We start from the raw sequence: 16,012 nt of genomic DNA, 5'->3' as shown, positions 1-16,012 counted from the left end.
TACCGGCCCTCCGCGCTCACGTCCGTACGCGCGTACGTCCGTACTCAGGCTCAGCGGCGGTGCTGCGAGTCCGCGACCGTGACCTCGACGCGCTGGAATTCCTTCAGCTCGCTGTAGCCGGTGGTGGCCATCGAGCGGCGCAGGGCGCCGAAGATGTTCATCGAACCGTCCGGGGAGTGCGACGGCCCGGTGAGGATCTCCTCGGTGGTGCCGACCGTACCGAGGTCGACCTTCTTGCCGCGCGGCACGTCCTCGTGGACGGCCTCCATGCCCCAGTGGTGGCCCTTGCCGGGCGCGTCCGTGGCACGGGCGAGCGGGGAGCCCATCATGACCGCGTCGGCGCCGCAGGCGACGGCCTTCGGGATGTCGCCGGACCAGCCCACGCCGCCGTCGGCGATGACGTGCACGTAACGGCCGCCGGACTCGTCCATGTAGTCGCGGCGGGCCGCGGCCACGTCGGCGACGGCGGTCGCCATCGGGACCTGGATGCCCAGCACGTTGCGGGTGGTGTGCGCGGCGCCGCCGCCGAAGCCCACCAGCACGCCGGCCGCACCGGTGCGCATCAGGTGCAGGGCCGCGGTGTAGGTGGCGCAGCCGCCGACGATCACCGGGACGTCCAGCTCGTAGATGAACTGCTTCAGGTTCAGCGGTTCGGCGGCGCCCGAGACGTGCTCGGCGGAGACCGTGGTGCCGCGGATCACGAAGATGTCGACGCCCGCGTCGACGACCGCCTTGGAGAACTCGGCGGTGCGCTGCGGGGAGAGCGCGGCGGCGGTGACCACACCGGAGTCGCGCACCTCCTTGATGCGCTGCTTGATCAGGTCGGCCTGGATCGGCGCCTGGTAGATCTCCTGGAGGCGGCGGGTGGCCGACTCCTCGTCCAGCGCGGCGATCTCGTCGAGCAGGGGCTGCGGGTCCTCGTACCGGGTCCACAGACCCTCGAGGTTCAGCACACCCAGACCGCCCAGCTCGCCGATGCGGATGGCGGTCTGCGGGGAGACCACCGAGTCCATGGGGGCGGCCAGGAACGGGAGCTCGAAGCGGTAGGCGTCGATCTGCCAGGCGATCGAGACCTCCTTCGGGTCTCGCGTGCGCCGGCTGGGGACGATGGCGATGTCATCGAACGCGTACGCCCTGCGGCCGCGCTTGCCGCGCCCGATCTCGATCTCAGTCACGTGTGGTGGCCTTTCCTCTGGGTCTGCCCGTCCAGTATCCCCGAACCCCGGCACACCGCGTTCCCGGTGACCGCTGTACGGACGCCGGCACTATCAGCCTCGCCGGCGTTTGAGGCGCGGGGTCCGGGGCGGAGCCCCGGCAACGGCGACGGGGCGGGCCCGGTTACCCGGACCCGCCCCGTCACGCTCAGCGCAGCCTACTCAGCCCTTACGGGAGTAGTTCGGCGCTTCCACCGTCATCTGGATGTCGTGCGGGTGGCTCTCCTTGAGCCCCGCCGAGGTGATCCGCACGAAGCGCCCCCGGTCCTGCAGCTCCGGCACGGTCCGGCCGCCGACGTAGAACATCGACTGGCGCAGGCCGCCGACCAGCTGGTGCACGACGGCCGAGAGCGGGCCGCGGTACGGCACCTGCCCCTCGATGCCCTCGGGGATCAGCTTGTCGTCGCCGCCGACGCCCTCCTGGAAGTAGCGGTCCTTGGAGAAGGACTTGCGGTCGCCGCGGGACTGCATCGCGCCGAGCGAGCCCATGCCGCGGTACGACTTGAACTGCTTGCCGTTGATGAAGAGCAGCTCGCCCGGGGACTCCTCGCAGCCCGCGAGCAGCGAGCCGAGCATCACCGTGTCGGCGCCCGCGACCAGGGCCTTAGCGATGTCGCCGGAGTACTGCAGACCGCCGTCGCCGATGACCGGGACGCCCGCGGCCTTGGCGGCCAGCGCGGCCTCGTAGATCGCGGTGACCTGCGGGACGCCGATGCCGGCGACGACGCGGGTGGTGCAGATGGAGCCGGGGCCGACGCCGACCTTGATGCCGTCGCAGCCCGCGTCGATGAGCGCCTGGGCGCCGTCACGGGTGGCGATGTTGCCGCCGATGACATCGACCGTCGAGTTCGACTTGATCTTGGAGACCATGTCGCCGACGAGGCGGGAGTGGCCGTGGGCGGTGTCGACGACGATGAAGTCGGCGCCCGCCTCGATCAGGGCCTGGGCCCGCTCGTACGCGTCGCCCGCGACGCCGACGGCCGCGCCGACCAGCAGGCGCCCGTCCTTGTCCTTGGCGGCGTTCGGGTACTTCTCGGCCTTGACGAAGTCCTTGACCGTGATGAGGCCCTTGAGGATGCCCGCCTCGTCGACCAGCGGAAGCTTCTCGATCTTGTGGCGGCGCAGCAGCTCCATGGCGTCGACGCCGGAGATGCCGACCTTGCCGGTGACCAGCGGCATCGGGGTCATGACCTCGCGCACCTGGCGGGCGCGGTCCGACTCGAAGGCCATGTCGCGGTTGGTGACGATGCCGAGCAGCTTGCCCGCCGGGTCGGTGACCGGGACACCGCTGATGCGGAACTTCGCGCACAGCTCGTCGGCCTCGCGCAGGGTCGCGTCCGGGTGCACCGTGATCGGGTCGGTGACCATGCCGGACTCGGAGCGCTTGACCAGGTCGACCTGATTGGCCTGGTCGGCGATGGAGAGGTTGCGGTGCAGTACGCCGACGCCGCCCTGACGGGCCATGGCGATGGCCATGCGCGACTCGGTGACCTTGTCCATCGCGGCGGACAGCAGCGGGACGTTGACCCGGACGTTCCGCGAGATCAAGGAGGAGGTGTCGATCTGGTCCGGCGCCATGTCCGACACGCCCGGCAGGAGCAGCACATCGTCGTAAGTGAGCCCCAGCGTGGCGAATTTGTCGGGCACTCCGTCGGCGTTGACAGTCATGACACCTTCCCAGATGGTCTTGCTCAGCGCGGATGTCCATGCTAACGGGATCCCGGGGCGTCTCATTCCACGACCAAGATCGACGGAAAGATTCGTACGTTCCTACGAACATTCCGCCGGGAGGCGCCTACTGCTCGGCGAGGGCGCGCAACCGGCTGAGCGCGCGGTGCTGGGCGACCCGGACCGCGCCCGGGGACATCCCGAGCATCTGGCCGGTCTCCTCCGCCGTCAGCCCGACGGCCACCCGCAGCACCAGCAGCTCGCGCTGGTTCTCCGGCAGATTGGCCAGCAGCTTCTTGGCCCAGGCGGCGTCACTGCTGAGCAGCGCCCGCTCCTCGGGGCCGAGCGAATCGTCCGGACGCTCGGGCATCTCGTCGGAGGGCACGGCCGTGCTGCCCGGGTGCCGCATGGCGGCCCGCTGCAGGTCGGCGACCTTGTGCGCGGCGATCGCGAAGACGAACGCCTCGAAGGGGCGGCCGGTGTCGCGGTAGCGGGGCAGGGCCATCAGGACGGCGACGCAGACTTCCTGCGCGAGGTCCTCGACGAAGTGCCGGGCGTCTCCGGGAAGCCGGGAGAGCCGGGTCCGGCAGTAGCGGATGGCGAGGGGGTGCACGAAGGCGAGCAGGTCGTGCGTGGCCTGGCCGTCGCCTTCGACGGCACGGCGTACGAGCGCGCCGACGGCCCCGGCGCTGCCGCCATTGGCGGTGCCGGTCGGGCCTGTGGCCGCGGTGGACCCCTCGGCCTCGTCGTCGCGCATCAATCCATGGTGCCTTGGCGCCGGAGCATTCGCGCCGCCACGGCCCGTGTTGTGCATCGAAGCGTTATGAGCGGGTGCACCTGAAGTCATCGCCTGCGCCCTCCCCTCCCGCTCGGCCGAATGGTCCCGGTCCCCGAGGCCACAGCTCCGAAAGTGCGGCCACACCCTCAAGGATGCGGCATCGCGCCCGAAGCGACACGTCCCCCGGATTGTGCCTCGCGAATCCCGGGTGCGCACCGGGTCCGGCTCGACCCGGCTCGACCCGGCCGCACGGCCTCCGGACGGCGCGGCGCCCCGCCCGCGATGACGGGCGGGACCGCTCCGCGCCCGGCCCGCGGGGGACCGGGGCGGACCAGGACCTAGGGCGTGTTTTAAAAGTCCCGCCTGGCCCGCGACGCCTGGCACCGCGCCTCGCTGCGTTGTCGGAACGCCCGATTACGTCCAGTAGGCGGGCGATCCTCCGCCTTGCGATGCACGGCACCAGACGCCGCGGGCCGCGCCCTCCGGGCGCCCGGCGCTACTTTTAAAACACGCCCTAGCGGACCAGGCCCCAGCGGAACCCGAGCGCCACGGCGTGCGCCCGGTCCGAGGCGCCGAGCTTCTTGAAGAGCCTGCGGGCGTGGGTCTTGACCGTGTCCTCGGAGAGGAAGAGCTCGCGCCCGATCTCCGCGTTGGACCGGCCGTGGCTCATGCCCTCCAGGACCTGGATCTCGCGCGCGGTGAGCGTGGGCGCGGCGCCCATCTCGGCCGAACGCAGCCGCCGGGGGGCGAGCCGCCAGGTCGGGTCGGCGAGCGCCTGGGTGACCGTGGCCCGCAGTTCGGCGCGCGAGGCGTCCTTGTGCAGGTAACCCCGGGCGCCGGCGGCGACCGCGAGGGCCACGCCGTCCAGGTCTTCGGCGACCGTCAGCATGATGATGCGGGCGCCCGGGTCGGCCGAGAGCAGCCGCCGGACGGTCTCGACACCGCCGAGCCCTGGCATCCGTACATCCATCAGAATCAGATCGGAGCGGTCGGCACCCCAGCGGCGGAGGACTTCCTCGCCGTTGGCAGCCGTCGTCACACGCTCGACGCCGGGCACGGTGGCAACCGCGCGACGGAGCGCCTCTCGGGCAAGCGGGGAGTCGTCGCAGACGAGGACGGATGTCATGACCGCCCTCCGCAGCTGCTGATGCGCGTCACCTTGAGCCTCCAGGCTGGTACGTATCGTCACCGTTGCGGTCGATGCTCCCGGACACCTGTCCGAGAACTTCTTGGTTCAACCGCCTTCGCACTCTCAACGACGGTCACTCGAAAGAGTTACGGGTCGGACGGACACCTTCGGCACTCTACGTGAGGAACCGAACACGGCGTGGGCGCCACGAGCCGCGTGTCCTCCATCTGGAGCTATGCCCTATTTGGCGGCTTTCCTTCCGTTTGGCATGTGTCTGAGGCTAGATTCCCAATGAGTCATATTTACATCTACTACGACAGTAGATGTGGAGACATGGACCCTACCCGCCTCAGTACCGGCACCAAGAGGACTACCCATGGCAGATTTCTCCCGCCTCCCCGGACCGAACGCCGACCTCTGGGACTGGCAGCTCCTCGCTGCCTGCCGCGGGGTCGACAGCTCCCTCTTCTTCCACCCGGAAGGCGAGCGGGGCGCGGCCAGGAGCGCGCGCGAGACCTCGGCTAAAGAGGTCTGCATGCGATGCCCGGTGCGTTCGGAATGCGCAGCGCACGCACTCGCCGTCCGCGAGCCCTACGGGGTGTGGGGCGGCCTGACCGAGGACGAACGCGAAGAACTGATGGGCCGGGCCCGGCACCGGCTCATCCCGGCCACGAGCGTGACGGGGCCCGCCGCGACGGGGCCGACCGTCAGGCACTGAGTCCACCCGGTCCCACCCCGGTCCACCCCGACAGGACGAAACGCCCGAAGGAACGTTTCTTCGATTTCGGCACAACGACCCGGCACAACCACCATCACCGGTCCGTCACCCGTCCGGCCGTACCGCCGTACGACCGTCAGCGGGTGGCGGCCCGTTCCAGCTGGTCCAGGGTCGCCGCCACCGCGGGGACCCTGGCCAGGTCCGCCAGCGTGAGCGCCACGACCTCCCGCTCCACGGCCGGTTCCAGCGCCAGCGCGGCCACGCCCTTGGCCCGTACGGACTCCACCGCCAGCTCGGGCAGCACCGCCACGCCCAGCCCCGCGCCGACCAGGCCCACCACGGCCGGGTAGTCGTCGGTGGCGAAGTCGATCCGCGGGGTGAAGCCCGCGGCCTCGCAGACGTCGACCAGATGGCGGCGGCAGCGCGGGCAGCCCGCGATCCAGGGCTCCCCGGCCAGTTCCGCCATGCCCACCCGGCCCGCGCCCGCCAGCCGGTGCCCCTCGGGCACCAGGCCGACCAGCCGGTCGGTGAGCAGCGGGCGCACCACCAGGTCGTCCCACTCGGCCGCCGCCGCGTCCGGCGCCGTACCGGCGTACCGGAAGGCCAGCGCCACGTCGCAGTCGCCCTCGCGCAGCATCTCCACCGAGCGCGGCGGTTCCGCCTCGACCAGCGAGACGCGCGTGCCGGGGTGCGCGGCCCGCATCGCGGCGAGAGCGGTCGGCACCAGCGTGGAGCTGCCGCTGGGGAAGGAGACCAGCCGGACCCGGCCGGCCCGCAGCCCGGCGATGGCCGCCACCTCCTCCTCGGCGGCGGTCAGCCCGGCGAGGATCCCCGCGGCGTGCCGGACCAGCGCCTCCCCCGCCTCGGTCAGCCGCGTCTCGCGGCCGGCCCGGATGAGCAGGGGGGTGCCCGCGGACAGTTCCAGCGCCTTCATCTGCTGGGAAACGGCGGGCTGGGTGCAGCCCAGCTCGCGGGCGGCGGCGGAGAAGGAACCCGTACCGGCCACGGCGCGCAGGACTCGGAGATGACGTGCCTCGATCACCCTCCGAGCATAAGCCTTGCTTTGGATGTGGCGCCCGTACTCATGGACGGCTTTGAGGCCGCTCGGTTAGCGTGGTCCGCATGGAGCTGATTTCCCTCAACGTGGGCCGCGCGGCGGTCGTGGACTACACCGACGCCGAGGGCGGGGTGACCGGCAGCGACAAGCGGCCGGTGGCCGGGCCGCTCCGCGTCTTCGCCCCCGGCCCCAAGGGCACCGGCGCCGGCGGTGTCGAGGGGGACGCCGTCTGCGACCTGCGCCACCACGGCGGCGACCACCAGGCGGTCTACGCGTACGCGCGGGAGGACCTGGACTGGTGGGAGGGCGAACTGGGCCGGACCCTGCCCGGCGGCGTCTTCGGCGAGAACTTCACCACGGCGGGGCTCGACGTCACCGGCGCCCGCCTGGGCGAGCGGTGGCGGGTCGGCGCGGACCTGGTCCTCGAAGTGGCCTCTGCCCGGATCCCCTGCCGGACCTTCCAGGGCTTCCTGGAGGAGCCGGGCTGGGTCAGGCGGTTCACCCAGGAGGTCCGCCCGGGCGCGTACCTGCGGGTGATCGAGGAGGGCTCGGTCTCCCCCGGCGACCGGATCGAGGTCGTCCACCGGCCGGACCACGAGGTGACGGTCGGCTTCTGGTTCCGCGCCTTCACCACCGAGCGCGCGCTGCTGCCGCGCACGCTGGCGGCGGGCGACGCGATGGAGCCCGAGGCGCACGAGAAGGTCCGTGCGTACCTGGAGAAGCAGGGCGCCCGTGACGGCGGGGCGCGGGGCTGATACCGCGTACGGCTAGGTTGCGCTTATGACGACTGCGTTGATCACAGGATCCACGGCGGGCATCGGCGCCGCCTTCGCCCGCAAGCTCGCCGCCCAGGGGCACAACCTGGTGCTGGTGGCCCGCGACACCAAGCGGCTGGGCGAGCAGGCGACCGAGCTGCACGACCGGCACGGCATCGAGGCCGAGGTGCTGACGGCCGACCTCTCCACGGAGGAGGGCATCGCGGCGGTCGAGCAGCGCCTGGCCGACCTCAAGCACCCGGTGGACCTGCTGGTCAACAACGCGGGCTTCGGCAACAAGGGCCGCTACCTCGAAGTCCCGATGGCCGACGAGCTGACCATGATCAAGGTGCACATCGAGGCCGTGCTGCGGCTGACCTCGGCGGCGACGGAGTCGATGCGCACGCGCGGCCGCGGCGGCGTGGTCAACGTGGCCTCGGTGGCGGCGTTCCTGCCGCGCGGGACGTACGGGGCCAGCAAGGCCTGGGTCGTGCAGTTCACCCAGGGCGCGGCCAAGGACCTGGCGGATTCCGGGGTCCGGCTGATGGCCCTGTGCCCCGGGTTCGTCCGTACGGAGTTCCACGAGCGGGCGGGCATGGGCACCGGCAACATCCCCAACTGGATGTGGCTGGACGCGGACAAGCTGGTGGCCGAGGCGCTGGCCGACCTGGCGCGCGGGCGGACGGTGTCGATCCCGGACCCCCGGTACAAGGCGCTGATGAGCGTGGTGAAGCTGGCTCCGCGCGGGCTGCTGGGCGGGGTGTCCTCCCGTACGGGCCGCAAGTACGGGCCGCAGTGACCGCCGGGTAAACCACCCAAACAGCGCAATCCTCCCTAAACTGGAAAGGTCCCATTCCTCTTGGGAGGCGACGCGATGACATTCGTACAGGTAATCGATTATGAGACCACGCGCTTCGACGAGATGAACGCCCTCATCGACCGCTACGCGGAACAGACCGCGGGCAAGCGCACGGTCACCCACACCCTGATCGGCAAGGACCGCGACTCCCGGACGCACTACGTGGACCTGGTCGAGTTCCCCTCGTACGAGGAGGCCATGAAGAACTCCCAACTCCCGGAAACCGACCGGATGTTCCAGGAGATGGTGGCCCTCTGTGACGGCATGCCCAAGTTCATGAACCTCGACGTGGTCCGGGACGAGTACCTCAACAAACTCGTCGTGAACCGGCTGTTCGACGAGGTCGCGGTCAAGGGCAACTTCGACGTCATCGAAGAGTGCGTGGCATCCGGCTACATCACCCACGACATGATGGACACCGAAGGCCGGGGCAACGGCCGGGAGGGCCTGCGGCAGACGATCGGCATGTGGCGGGACGCGTTCGACTTCACCTTCGACACGACGCGGCAGATGGCCGAAGGGGACTGCGTCACCACGCTGTGGGACTTCAAGGGCAAGCACAAGGGCGAGTTCATGGGGGTCGCGCCGACCGGCAAGGACGTCACGATGTCGGGTTGTACGACCGTCCGCATCGAGAACGGCCAGATCGCGGAAGACTGGTGGTACTACGACGCACCCGGACTGATGCGCCAGCTCGGCATGCCGGGCATGTAGCGCGCACGGAGCAGGTGAGACGGAGAAAGCCCCGTTCCTCGGTGGGAACGGGGCTTTCTCACGCTGCAGGCGGGCTGGCGGACCAGCGCGCTAGCGCGCTACTGACGAGGTCAGTGGCTGTGGCCGTGGCCGTGGCCGTGACCGGCGTCGCCCTCGTCGTCAGCCGGCTTCTCGACGACCAGGGTCTCGGTCGTGAGCAGCAGGGAGGCGATGGAGGCGGCGTTCTCCAGGGCGGAGCGGGTGACCTTGACCGGGTCGATGACGCCGGCCTTGACCAGGTCGCCGTACTCGCCGGTCGCGGCGTTGAAGCCCTGGCCCTTGTCCAGCTCGGCGACCTTCGCGGTGATGACGTAGCCCTCGAGGCCGGCGTTCTCCGCGATCCAGCGCAGCGGCTCGACGGCGGCGCGGCGCACGACCGCGACACCGGTGGCCTCGTCGCCGGTCAGGCCGAGGTTGCCCTCCAGGACCTTGACGGCGTGGACGAGCGCGGAGCCACCGCCGGAGACGATGCCCTCCTCGACCGCGGCGCGGGTCGCCGAGATGGCGTCCTCAAGGCGGTGCTTCTTCTCCTTGAGCTCCACCTCGGTGGCGGCGCCGACCTTGATGACGCAGACGCCACCGGCGAGCTTCGCCAGGCGCTCCTGCAGCTTCTCGCGGTCCCAGTCCGAATCCGTGGACTCGATCTCGGCCTTGATCTGGTTGACGCGGCCGACGACGTCGTCGTGGCTGCCGCCACCGTCGACGATGACCGTGTCGTCCTTGGTGATCGTGACGCGGCGGGCGGAGCCCAGTACGTCCAGACCGGCCTGGTCGAGCTTGAGGCCGACCTCTTCGGCGATGACGGTGGCGCCGGTGAGGGCGGCCATGTCCTGGAGCATCGCCTTGCGGCGGTCACCGAAGCCGGGGGCCTTGACGGCCACGGCGTTGAAGGTGCCACGGATCTTGTTGACGACGAGGGTGGAGAGCGCCTCGCCCTCGACGTCCTCGGCGATGATCAGCAGCGGCTTGGAGGCGCCCGCCTGGATGACCTTCTCCAGCAGCGGCAGCAGGTCCTGGATGGACGAGATCTTGCCCTGGTTGATCAGGATGTAGGGGTCCTCGAGGACGGCCTCCATACGCTCCTGGTCGGACACCATGTACGGGGAGAGGTAGCCCTTGTCGAAGGCCATGCCCTCGGTGAACTCCAGCTCCAGGCCGAAGGTGTTGGACTCCTCGACGGTGATGACACCGTCCTTGCCGACCTTGTCCATCGCCTCGGCGATGAGCTCGCCGACCTGGGTGTCCTGCGCGGAGAGCGCGGCCACGGCGGCGATGTCGGACTTGTCCTCGATCGGACGGGCGGTGTCGAGCAGCTCGGCGGAGACGGCCTTGACCGCCGCGTCGATGCCCTTCTTCAGGGCGGCCGGGGAGGCGCCGGCGGCGACGTTGCGCAGACCCTCGCGGACCAGCGCCTGGGCCAGCACGGTGGCGGTGGTGGTGCCGTCACCCGCGATGTCGTTGGTCTTGGTCGCCACCTCCTTCACGAGCTGGGCACCGAGGTTCTCGTACGGGTCGTCGAGCTCGACCTCGCGCGCGATGGTGACACCGTCGTTGGTGATGGTGGGAGCGCCGAACTTCTTGTCGATGACGACGTTGCGGCCCTTGGGGCCGATCGTCACCTTGACCGTGTCGGCAAGCTTGTTCACGCCACGCTCAAGAGCGCGACGGGCGTCCTCGTCAAACTTAAGAATCTTCGGCATGGGAGCGGTTCAGCCCTCTCGTTGCGATCCCCGGCCGCTCACCGCGACCGCCTTGAACGAACTACGCCCCTCGCCGCCCGGCATCAGCAGGGGTGACCAGGGGCGTAGCTCAAAGCAAAACTGGAGAAGTGATTACTTCTCGACGATCGCGAGCACGTCGCGGGCCGAGAGGACGAGGTATTCCTCGCCGTTGTACTTCACTTCGGTGCCGCCGTACTTGCTGTACAGGACGACGTCGCCGACGGTGACGTCCAGCGGAAGACGCTGGCCGTCCTCGAAGCGACCCGGACCCACGGCGAGGACGACGCCCTCCTGGGGCTTCTCCTTCGCGGTGTCCGGGATGACCAGGCCGGAAGCCGTGGTCTGCTCGGCGTCGAGCGGCTGGACCACAATGCGGTCCTCGAGCGGCTTGATGGCAACCTTGGAGCTGGTGGTCGTCACGTTCCGGTCTCCCCCTTCGGAGATCTCACGGGGTTAACTGTTTTGGGGTGGCGACCAGGTGGTTCCGTCGTCGCGGGAGCCGGACCTGCCTGTCGCGCTGTTGGCACTCACCGGTGGCGAGTGCCAGGCCCGAGACTATTCCGGCGATTAGCACTCGGTCAAGCGGAGTGCCAATTATCCGCGTCCGGCGTTGCGGCGGCCACGTGTGTGACGCTTGGCGCGTGCGCATTCTCGTGGTCGAAGACGAAGAGGGGCTGGCCGAGTCCCTCCGGCGCGGCCTGTCCGCCGAAGGGCACTGGGTCGAGGTCGCGCACGACGGCCACCGCGGTCTGGAACTCGCGCTCAGCGGCGGCCCGTACGACGTGGTGCTGCTCGACCTGATGCTGCCCGGGCTCAGCGGGTACGAGATCTGCACCAGGATGCGCGCCCACGGCGACACCACCCCCGTGCTGATGCTCACCGCCAAGGACGGCGAGTACGACGAGGCGGAGGGCCTGGACTCCGGCGCCGACGACTATCTGACCAAGCCGTTCTCCTTCGTCGTCCTGGGCGCCCGCGTCCGGGCGCTGGCCCGGCGGGCCGGGGCCCCCGCGCGCACCACCCTCCAGGCCGGTGACCTCTTCCTGGACCCCGAGGGCCGCCGCTGCCGCCGGGGCACCCGGGACATCGAGCTGACCGCCCGCGAACTGGGCGTCCTGGCCTGCCTGATGGAGCACCCGGGGCGGGCCGTGGCCAAGCAGGAGATCCTCGACGAGGTCTGGCGCTCCCCCGGCGGCTCCGCGGGCATCGACCCGAACATCGTCGAGGTCTACGTCTCCTCGCTCCGCCGGAAGATCGACGCCCCCTTCGGCCGCCGGTCCATCCGCACCGTCCACGGCACCGGCTACCGGATGGCCCCCGACGGTGGCTGAGACCCCCCGGGGGAGGCTGCTGGGCAGCGTCCGGGCCCGCGCGGCCCTCGGCGCCGCCCTCGCGATGGCGGCCGTCCTGGCCGTGGGCGGGATCTGGCTCTACGGCGTGCTGCGCGCCAACCTGCTGGAGAACACCACCGGCCGCACCGAACTCGCCGCCCGCAAGGTGGCCGCCCAGCTCGACACCCGGGCCCTGCCCGCCGGCCGGCTGCCCGCCCCCGAGAGCGGGGTGGACCTGGTGTTCGTGCTGGACGCGGCGGGCCGGGTCACCGCGTCCACCGGGGACCCCGGACGGCTCGCCGCCGAGCTGGCGGCCCTGCGGCCCGCCGCCGGGGACGATTCGCGCGCGGCCGTCCTGCCGCCCCCGGCCCCCGGGGGCGGTGAGCGGCGCGCGGTGGTGGTGGTCAGCGCCCCCGGCCCGGCGGGCACCGCCGCGCACTACGTCTACGCGATGACCGTCCTCGGGGACGTGGACGACGCCACCCGTTCCGTCGCCTACGGGATGCTCGGCGGCGCTCCCCCGCTGATCGCCTTCGCCGCCGCGCTCGCCTGGTGGGTGGCCGGGCACGCGCTGCGCCCGGTCACCGCGATCCGCGACGCGCTGGCCGCGGTCACCGGGAGCGAGCTGGACCGGCGGGTGCCCGACCCGGGCGGGGCCGACGAGATCGCGCGCCTCGCCCGGACCGTGAACGACACCTTGGACCGGCTGGAGCGCTCCGACGCGCGCCAGCGCCAGTTCACCGCCGACGCCTCGCACGAGCTGCGCAATCCGCTGGCCGCGGTGCGGTCCCGGCTGGAGGTGGCGCTGGAGGACCCCGACCGGGAGTCGGTCGCGGCGGCCCTCGCCGACACCGAGCGGCTCCAGCGGATCGCGGCCGACCTGCTGCTGCTGGCCCGGCTCGACGGGCGGCCCGCGCCGCGCACCGAGCCGGTGGACCTGGCGCTGCTGGCCGCGGAGGACGCGGCCCGGCGGGGGGCGCCGCGGGTGCGGCTGCGGGTGGTGGCGGGGGCGCCCGTACCGGCGGCCGGGGATCCGGCGCGGCTGGAGCGGGCGCTGGCCAACCTGGTGGACAACGCGCTGCGGTACGCCCGTACGGAGGTCGTCGTACGGGCGTACGCGCGCGATGGCTGGAATGTGCTGGAGGTGACCGACGACGGTCCGGGGATCCCGGAGGCGGACCGGGACCGGGTCTTCGAGCGGTTCGTCCGCCTCGACGCCGACCGGGGCCGGGCCAGCGGCGGCACCGGGCTGGGCCTGGCCATCGCCCGCGAGGTCGCCCGCTCGCACGGCGGCGAGCTGGTGGCGCTGGATCCCGCCGGGGGCGCCGGGGGCGGGGCGCTGCTGGTGCTGCGGCTTCCTGCCGGGTCCTCCTGAACGCCTCTTCAGGACCCTCAGGTTTCCTTCAGCGGCCGTGCCCCAGCATCGACTGGCATGAGTGCGCATCGCAGGAAGACGGACCCTGGCACCCGCGGGACACGGGGACCGCACCGCCGGATCGGGCGCACGCTGCTGCTCACCGGCTGCGTGCTGACCGTGCTGGTGGGCGCGACGGGCTGGTATCTCTACGACGATCTGGCGGGCAGCATCGGCAGCTCCAAGGCGCTGGAGGGCGCAGAGAAGTCCCAGTCCGGGGACCTGAACATCCTGCTGATGGGGCTGGACAGCCGCCGCGACCAGAACGGCGAGCCGCTACCGGAGGCGGTCCTGGACAAGCTGCACGCGGGCAGTTCCGACATCGGCGGCTACAACACGAACACCCTGATCCTGCTGCACGTGCCGGCGGACGGCGGCAAGGCGAAGGCCTTCTCCGTCCCGCGCGACGACTTCGTGACGATGCACGGGGTGCCCGGGGACACGGGCAAACAGAAGATCAAGGAGGCCTACGGGCGGGCCAAGGCGAAGCGCGAGGAGCAGCTGTCCGGCCAGGGGGTCACGGACCGGCGGGAGCTGGAGCGGGAGGGGCGCGAGGCGGGGCGCAAGGCCTCGATCGCGACGGTGCGGGCGTTCCTGGGCGTGCCGATCGACCACTTCGCCGAGCTGAATCTGGCCGGTTTCTACCACCTGGCGGACGCGCTGGGCGGCGTACCGGTGTGTCTGAACAAGCCGGCCAAGGACAAGAACTCGGGGGCGGACTTCCCGGCCGGGCGGCAGACCCTCAACGGGCAGCAGTCGCTGGCCTTCGTCCGCCAGCGGATGGGTCTGGACGGCGGTGACCTGGACCGGACGAAGCGGCAGCAGGCGTTCCTGGCCGGGGCGACGAAGAAGCTGAACGACGGCGGGACCTTCACGGATCCGGTGAAGCTGCTCAAGCTGATCGACACGGCGAAACAGGACGTGGTGACCGATCAGGGCTGGGACCTGATGTCCTTCGTCAAGCAGGCGAAGAACCTCTCCGGCGGCCATGTGGAATTCACGACACTGCCCATCGAGGGGTTCGGAAGCAACCATGGGGCCGACATCAACGTCGTAGACGATATGAAGATAAAGCGCCTCATTGCCGAGCAGATAGGGCCCAGGGCTTCCGCGAGCCCGAGCGTACCGGGCGCCGCATCCTCGTCACCGGGTGCCAGCACTCCGGATTCGGCCCCGGCCGCCTCGCCCGAGAAGAGGTCCGCCATCGACGGCGGCGGCATCCCGTGCGTGGACTGAGCGCGCGTACGACCTCGGGCGCCCGGCGTCGTACGGAAGCACTGCTGCTGGTCCTGGTCGTCGCCATCACCGTCTCCGGGCACGTGAGCGCGAGCCTGGCGATGAACGGCCAGCTGCCCGCCAACCTCACCGGCTTCACGGTCAGCATGACGCTGCTGTCGCTGGTGGGGCACCTCGGCGTGCGCCGGTTCGCGGCGTACGCCGATCCGCTGATCCTGCCGCTGGCGATGCTGCTGACCGGGCTCGGGCTGGTGCTGCTGCACCGGCTGGACCAGTCCTACATCGAGCGGTACAACTCCACGGCGGTCGCGCCCGGGCAGCTGGTGTGGTCGGTGATCGGCGTCGCGGCCTGTCTGGGCGTGGTGGCGCTGCTGCGCGACCACCGCCTGCTCCAGCGCTTCATCTACATCACGATGGTCGTCTCGCTGGTGCTGCTGATCGCGCCCGCGTTCTTCGGCGCGGACAAGTACGGCGCCAAGCGGTGGATCATCCTCTTCGGGATGTCGCTCCAGCCGGGCGAGTTCGTGAAGATCATGATCGCGGTCTTCTTCGCGGGCTATCTGGTGCTGCACCGCGACACGCTCGCCCTGGCCGGGCGCAAGTTCCTCGGCATGCGGCTGCCGCCGATGCGCCAGCTCGGCCCGATCATCACGGTGTGGCTGGTCTCGCTGATGGTGCTCGTCTTCGAGCGTGACCTCGGCACCTCGCTGATCTTCTTCGGGGTGTTCGTGGTGATGCTCTACGTCGCCACCGAGCGCACCAGCTGGATCGTGTGCGGCGGGATCATGGCCGCCGTCGGCGCCTTCGTCGTCGGCTCGACCGAGCCGCACGTCAAGGGGCGCGTCGCGGCCTGGCTGGACCCGCTGTCGTACTACCAGGACCCCCGGCCGCCGGGCATCACCTCCGACCAGTCGGCGCAGGCGCTGTTCAGCTTCGGCACCGGCGGGGTCTCGGGCACCGGGCTGGGCATGGGCCACCCCGAGCTGATCAGCTTCGCCGGGCGCAGCGACTTCATCCTGACCACGGTCGGCGAGGAGCTGGGCCTGGCCGGGGTGATGGCGGTGCTGCTGCTGTACGCGCTGCTGGCCCAGCGGGGGCTGCGGATGGCGCTCGGCGCCCGCGACCCCTTCGGCAAGCTGCTGGCCGTCGGCTTGGCCTCGGCGCTGGCGCTCCAGGTGTTCGTGGTCGCGGGCGGGGTGACCGGGCTGATCCCGCTCACCGGAAAGGCGCTGCCGTTCCTGGCGAGCGGCGGGTCCTCCCTGCTGGCCAACTGGATCATGATCGGGCTGCTGATCCGGATCAGCGACAGCGCGGAACGGCAGCGGGAGGCGGACTCCCGGCCGATGTCGGAGCCGCCGGCGACGCTGGCCGCGTAGGGG

Annotated in this window: 15 protein-coding genes; 8 read left to right on the top strand and 7 right to left on the bottom strand. The window is 71.0% G+C overall.

The genetic code is table 11. The annotated features are described in order from the left end of the window. Nucleotides 1-50: 50 nt before the first annotated feature. The 4 genes from OHS33_RS21835 to OHS33_RS21820 form a co-directional block, all read right to left on the bottom strand. On the bottom strand, nt 51-1,175 hold the full coding sequence (locus tag OHS33_RS21835; protein ID WP_330332076.1) for a GuaB3 family IMP dehydrogenase-related protein: 1,125 nt from the start codon (nt 1,173-1,175) through the stop codon (nt 51-53). A 201-nt stretch (nt 1,176-1,376) separates the two neighbouring features. Further along, entirely contained in the window at nt 1,377-2,882 is a 1,506-nt protein-coding gene (gene guaB / locus OHS33_RS21830; RefSeq protein WP_330332075.1) for an IMP dehydrogenase, read from the bottom strand. A gap of 127 nt (nt 2,883-3,009) precedes the next feature. Further along, nucleotides 3,010-3,639, bottom strand: a complete 630-nt coding sequence (locus OHS33_RS21825) for a sigma-70 family RNA polymerase sigma factor (protein ID WP_330332074.1) — start codon at nt 3,637-3,639, stop codon at nt 3,010-3,012. Nucleotides 3,640-4,174: 535 nt separating this feature from the next. Then, the gene (locus tag OHS33_RS21820; RefSeq protein WP_003948568.1) at nt 4,175-4,786 is read right to left on the bottom strand and encodes a response regulator transcription factor; all 612 of its coding nucleotides are present in this window, start codon (nt 4,784-4,786) and stop codon (nt 4,175-4,177) included. A gap of 379 nt (nt 4,787-5,165) precedes the next feature. Here OHS33_RS21820 and OHS33_RS21815 point away from each other — a divergent pair, with 379 nt between their 5' ends. After that, nucleotides 5,166-5,507: a WhiB family transcriptional regulator gene (locus OHS33_RS21815; RefSeq protein ID WP_330332073.1), complete on the top strand. Its 342-nt coding sequence runs from the start codon at nt 5,166-5,168 to the stop codon at nt 5,505-5,507. Nucleotides 5,508-5,643: 136 nt separating this feature from the next. Here OHS33_RS21815 and OHS33_RS21810 read toward each other — a convergent pair whose 3' ends face one another. Continuing rightward, nucleotides 5,644-6,549 carry a LysR family transcriptional regulator gene (locus OHS33_RS21810; protein ID WP_330332072.1) on the bottom strand — a complete coding sequence of 302 codons (906 nt, stop codon included), beginning with the start codon at nt 6,547-6,549 and terminating at the stop codon, nt 5,644-5,646. An 80-nt stretch (nt 6,550-6,629) separates the two neighbouring features. On the opposite strand from OHS33_RS21810, the gene OHS33_RS21805 reads away from it, so the two are divergent. The 3 genes from OHS33_RS21805 (at nt 6,630) to OHS33_RS21795 (ending at nt 8,892) form a co-directional block, all read left to right on the top strand. After that, nucleotides 6,630-7,319 (top strand): MOSC domain-containing protein, encoded by a 690-nt coding sequence (locus OHS33_RS21805; protein WP_330332071.1) that lies wholly within the window; start codon nt 6,630-6,632, stop codon nt 7,317-7,319. Nucleotides 7,320-7,344: 25 nt separating this feature from the next. After that, nucleotides 7,345-8,118, top strand: a complete 774-nt coding sequence (locus tag OHS33_RS21800) for an SDR family NAD(P)-dependent oxidoreductase (RefSeq protein WP_330332070.1) — start codon at nt 7,345-7,347, stop codon at nt 8,116-8,118. A 75-nt stretch (nt 8,119-8,193) separates the two neighbouring features. After that, entirely contained in the window at nt 8,194-8,892 is a 699-nt protein-coding gene (locus OHS33_RS21795; RefSeq protein WP_330332069.1) for an ester cyclase, read from the top strand. Between the two features lie 110 nt (nt 8,893-9,002). Here OHS33_RS21795 and groL read toward each other — a convergent pair whose 3' ends face one another. Both groL and groES read right to left on the bottom strand, forming a co-directional pair. After that, on the bottom strand, nt 9,003-10,631 hold the full coding sequence (gene groL, locus OHS33_RS21790) for a chaperonin GroEL (RefSeq protein WP_330332068.1): 1,629 nt from the start codon (nt 10,629-10,631) through the stop codon (nt 9,003-9,005). A gap of 132 nt (nt 10,632-10,763) precedes the next feature. Then, nucleotides 10,764-11,072: a co-chaperone GroES gene (gene groES / locus OHS33_RS21785; RefSeq protein WP_008739621.1), complete on the bottom strand. Its 309-nt coding sequence runs from the start codon at nt 11,070-11,072 to the stop codon at nt 10,764-10,766. Between the two features lie 221 nt (nt 11,073-11,293). On the opposite strand from groES, the gene OHS33_RS21780 reads away from it, so the two are divergent. The 4 genes from OHS33_RS21780 to OHS33_RS21765 are packed head-to-tail and all read left to right on the top strand — an operon-like array spanning nt 11,294 to nt 16,009. Beyond that, the gene (locus OHS33_RS21780; protein ID WP_330332067.1) at nt 11,294-11,983 is read left to right on the top strand and encodes a response regulator transcription factor; all 690 of its coding nucleotides are present in this window, start codon (nt 11,294-11,296) and stop codon (nt 11,981-11,983) included. Next, the gene (locus OHS33_RS21775; RefSeq protein ID WP_330332066.1) at nt 11,976-13,358 is read left to right on the top strand and encodes a sensor histidine kinase; all 1,383 of its coding nucleotides are present in this window, start codon (nt 11,976-11,978) and stop codon (nt 13,356-13,358) included. The genes OHS33_RS21780 and OHS33_RS21775 overlap by 8 nt, the downstream gene beginning before the upstream one ends. 57 nt (nt 13,359-13,415) lie before the next feature. Beyond that, nucleotides 13,416-14,633 carry an LCP family protein gene (locus OHS33_RS21770; RefSeq protein ID WP_330332065.1) on the top strand — a complete coding sequence of 406 codons (1,218 nt, stop codon included), beginning with the start codon at nt 13,416-13,418 and terminating at the stop codon, nt 14,631-14,633. Continuing rightward, the gene (locus OHS33_RS21765; protein WP_330332064.1) at nt 14,621-16,009 is read left to right on the top strand and encodes an FtsW/RodA/SpoVE family cell cycle protein; all 1,389 of its coding nucleotides are present in this window, start codon (nt 14,621-14,623) and stop codon (nt 16,007-16,009) included. The genes OHS33_RS21770 and OHS33_RS21765 overlap by 13 nt, the downstream gene beginning before the upstream one ends. Nucleotides 16,010-16,012 lie beyond the last annotated feature (3 nt).

Origin of the sequence: Streptomyces sp. NBC_00536 (assembly GCF_036346295.1) — a bacterium.
Classification (GTDB): Bacteria; Actinomycetota; Actinomycetes; order Streptomycetales; family Streptomycetaceae; genus Streptomyces.
Note: the sequence above shows the minus strand (reverse complement) of the source record. Positions and strands in the feature narration are given on the sequence as shown.

Bases quoted from the DNA above. Each gene is read 5' to 3' on its own strand.
- groL (WP_330332068.1), bottom strand. From the start codon at position 10,631: ATGCCGAAGATTCTTAAGTTTGACGAGGACGCCCGTCGCGCTCTTGAG.
- OHS33_RS21805 (WP_330332071.1), top strand. From the start codon at position 6,630: ATGGAGCTGATTTCCCTCAACGTGGGCCGCGCGGCGGTCGTGGACTAC.
- OHS33_RS21820 (WP_003948568.1), bottom strand. From the start codon at position 4,786: ATGACATCCGTCCTCGTCTGCGACGACTCCCCGCTTGCCCGAGAGGCG.
- OHS33_RS21825 (WP_330332074.1), bottom strand. From the start codon at position 3,639: ATGCGCGACGACGAGGCCGAGGGGTCCACCGCGGCCACAGGCCCGACC.
- OHS33_RS21770 (WP_330332065.1), top strand. From the start codon at position 13,416: ATGAGTGCGCATCGCAGGAAGACGGACCCTGGCACCCGCGGGACACGG.
- OHS33_RS21815 (WP_330332073.1), top strand. From the start codon at position 5,166: ATGGCAGATTTCTCCCGCCTCCCCGGACCGAACGCCGACCTCTGGGAC.
- OHS33_RS21795 (WP_330332069.1), top strand. From the start codon at position 8,194: ATGACATTCGTACAGGTAATCGATTATGAGACCACGCGCTTCGACGAG.
- OHS33_RS21800 (WP_330332070.1), top strand. From the start codon at position 7,345: ATGACGACTGCGTTGATCACAGGATCCACGGCGGGCATCGGCGCCGCC.
- guaB (WP_330332075.1), bottom strand. From the start codon at position 2,882: ATGACTGTCAACGCCGACGGAGTGCCCGACAAATTCGCCACGCTGGGG.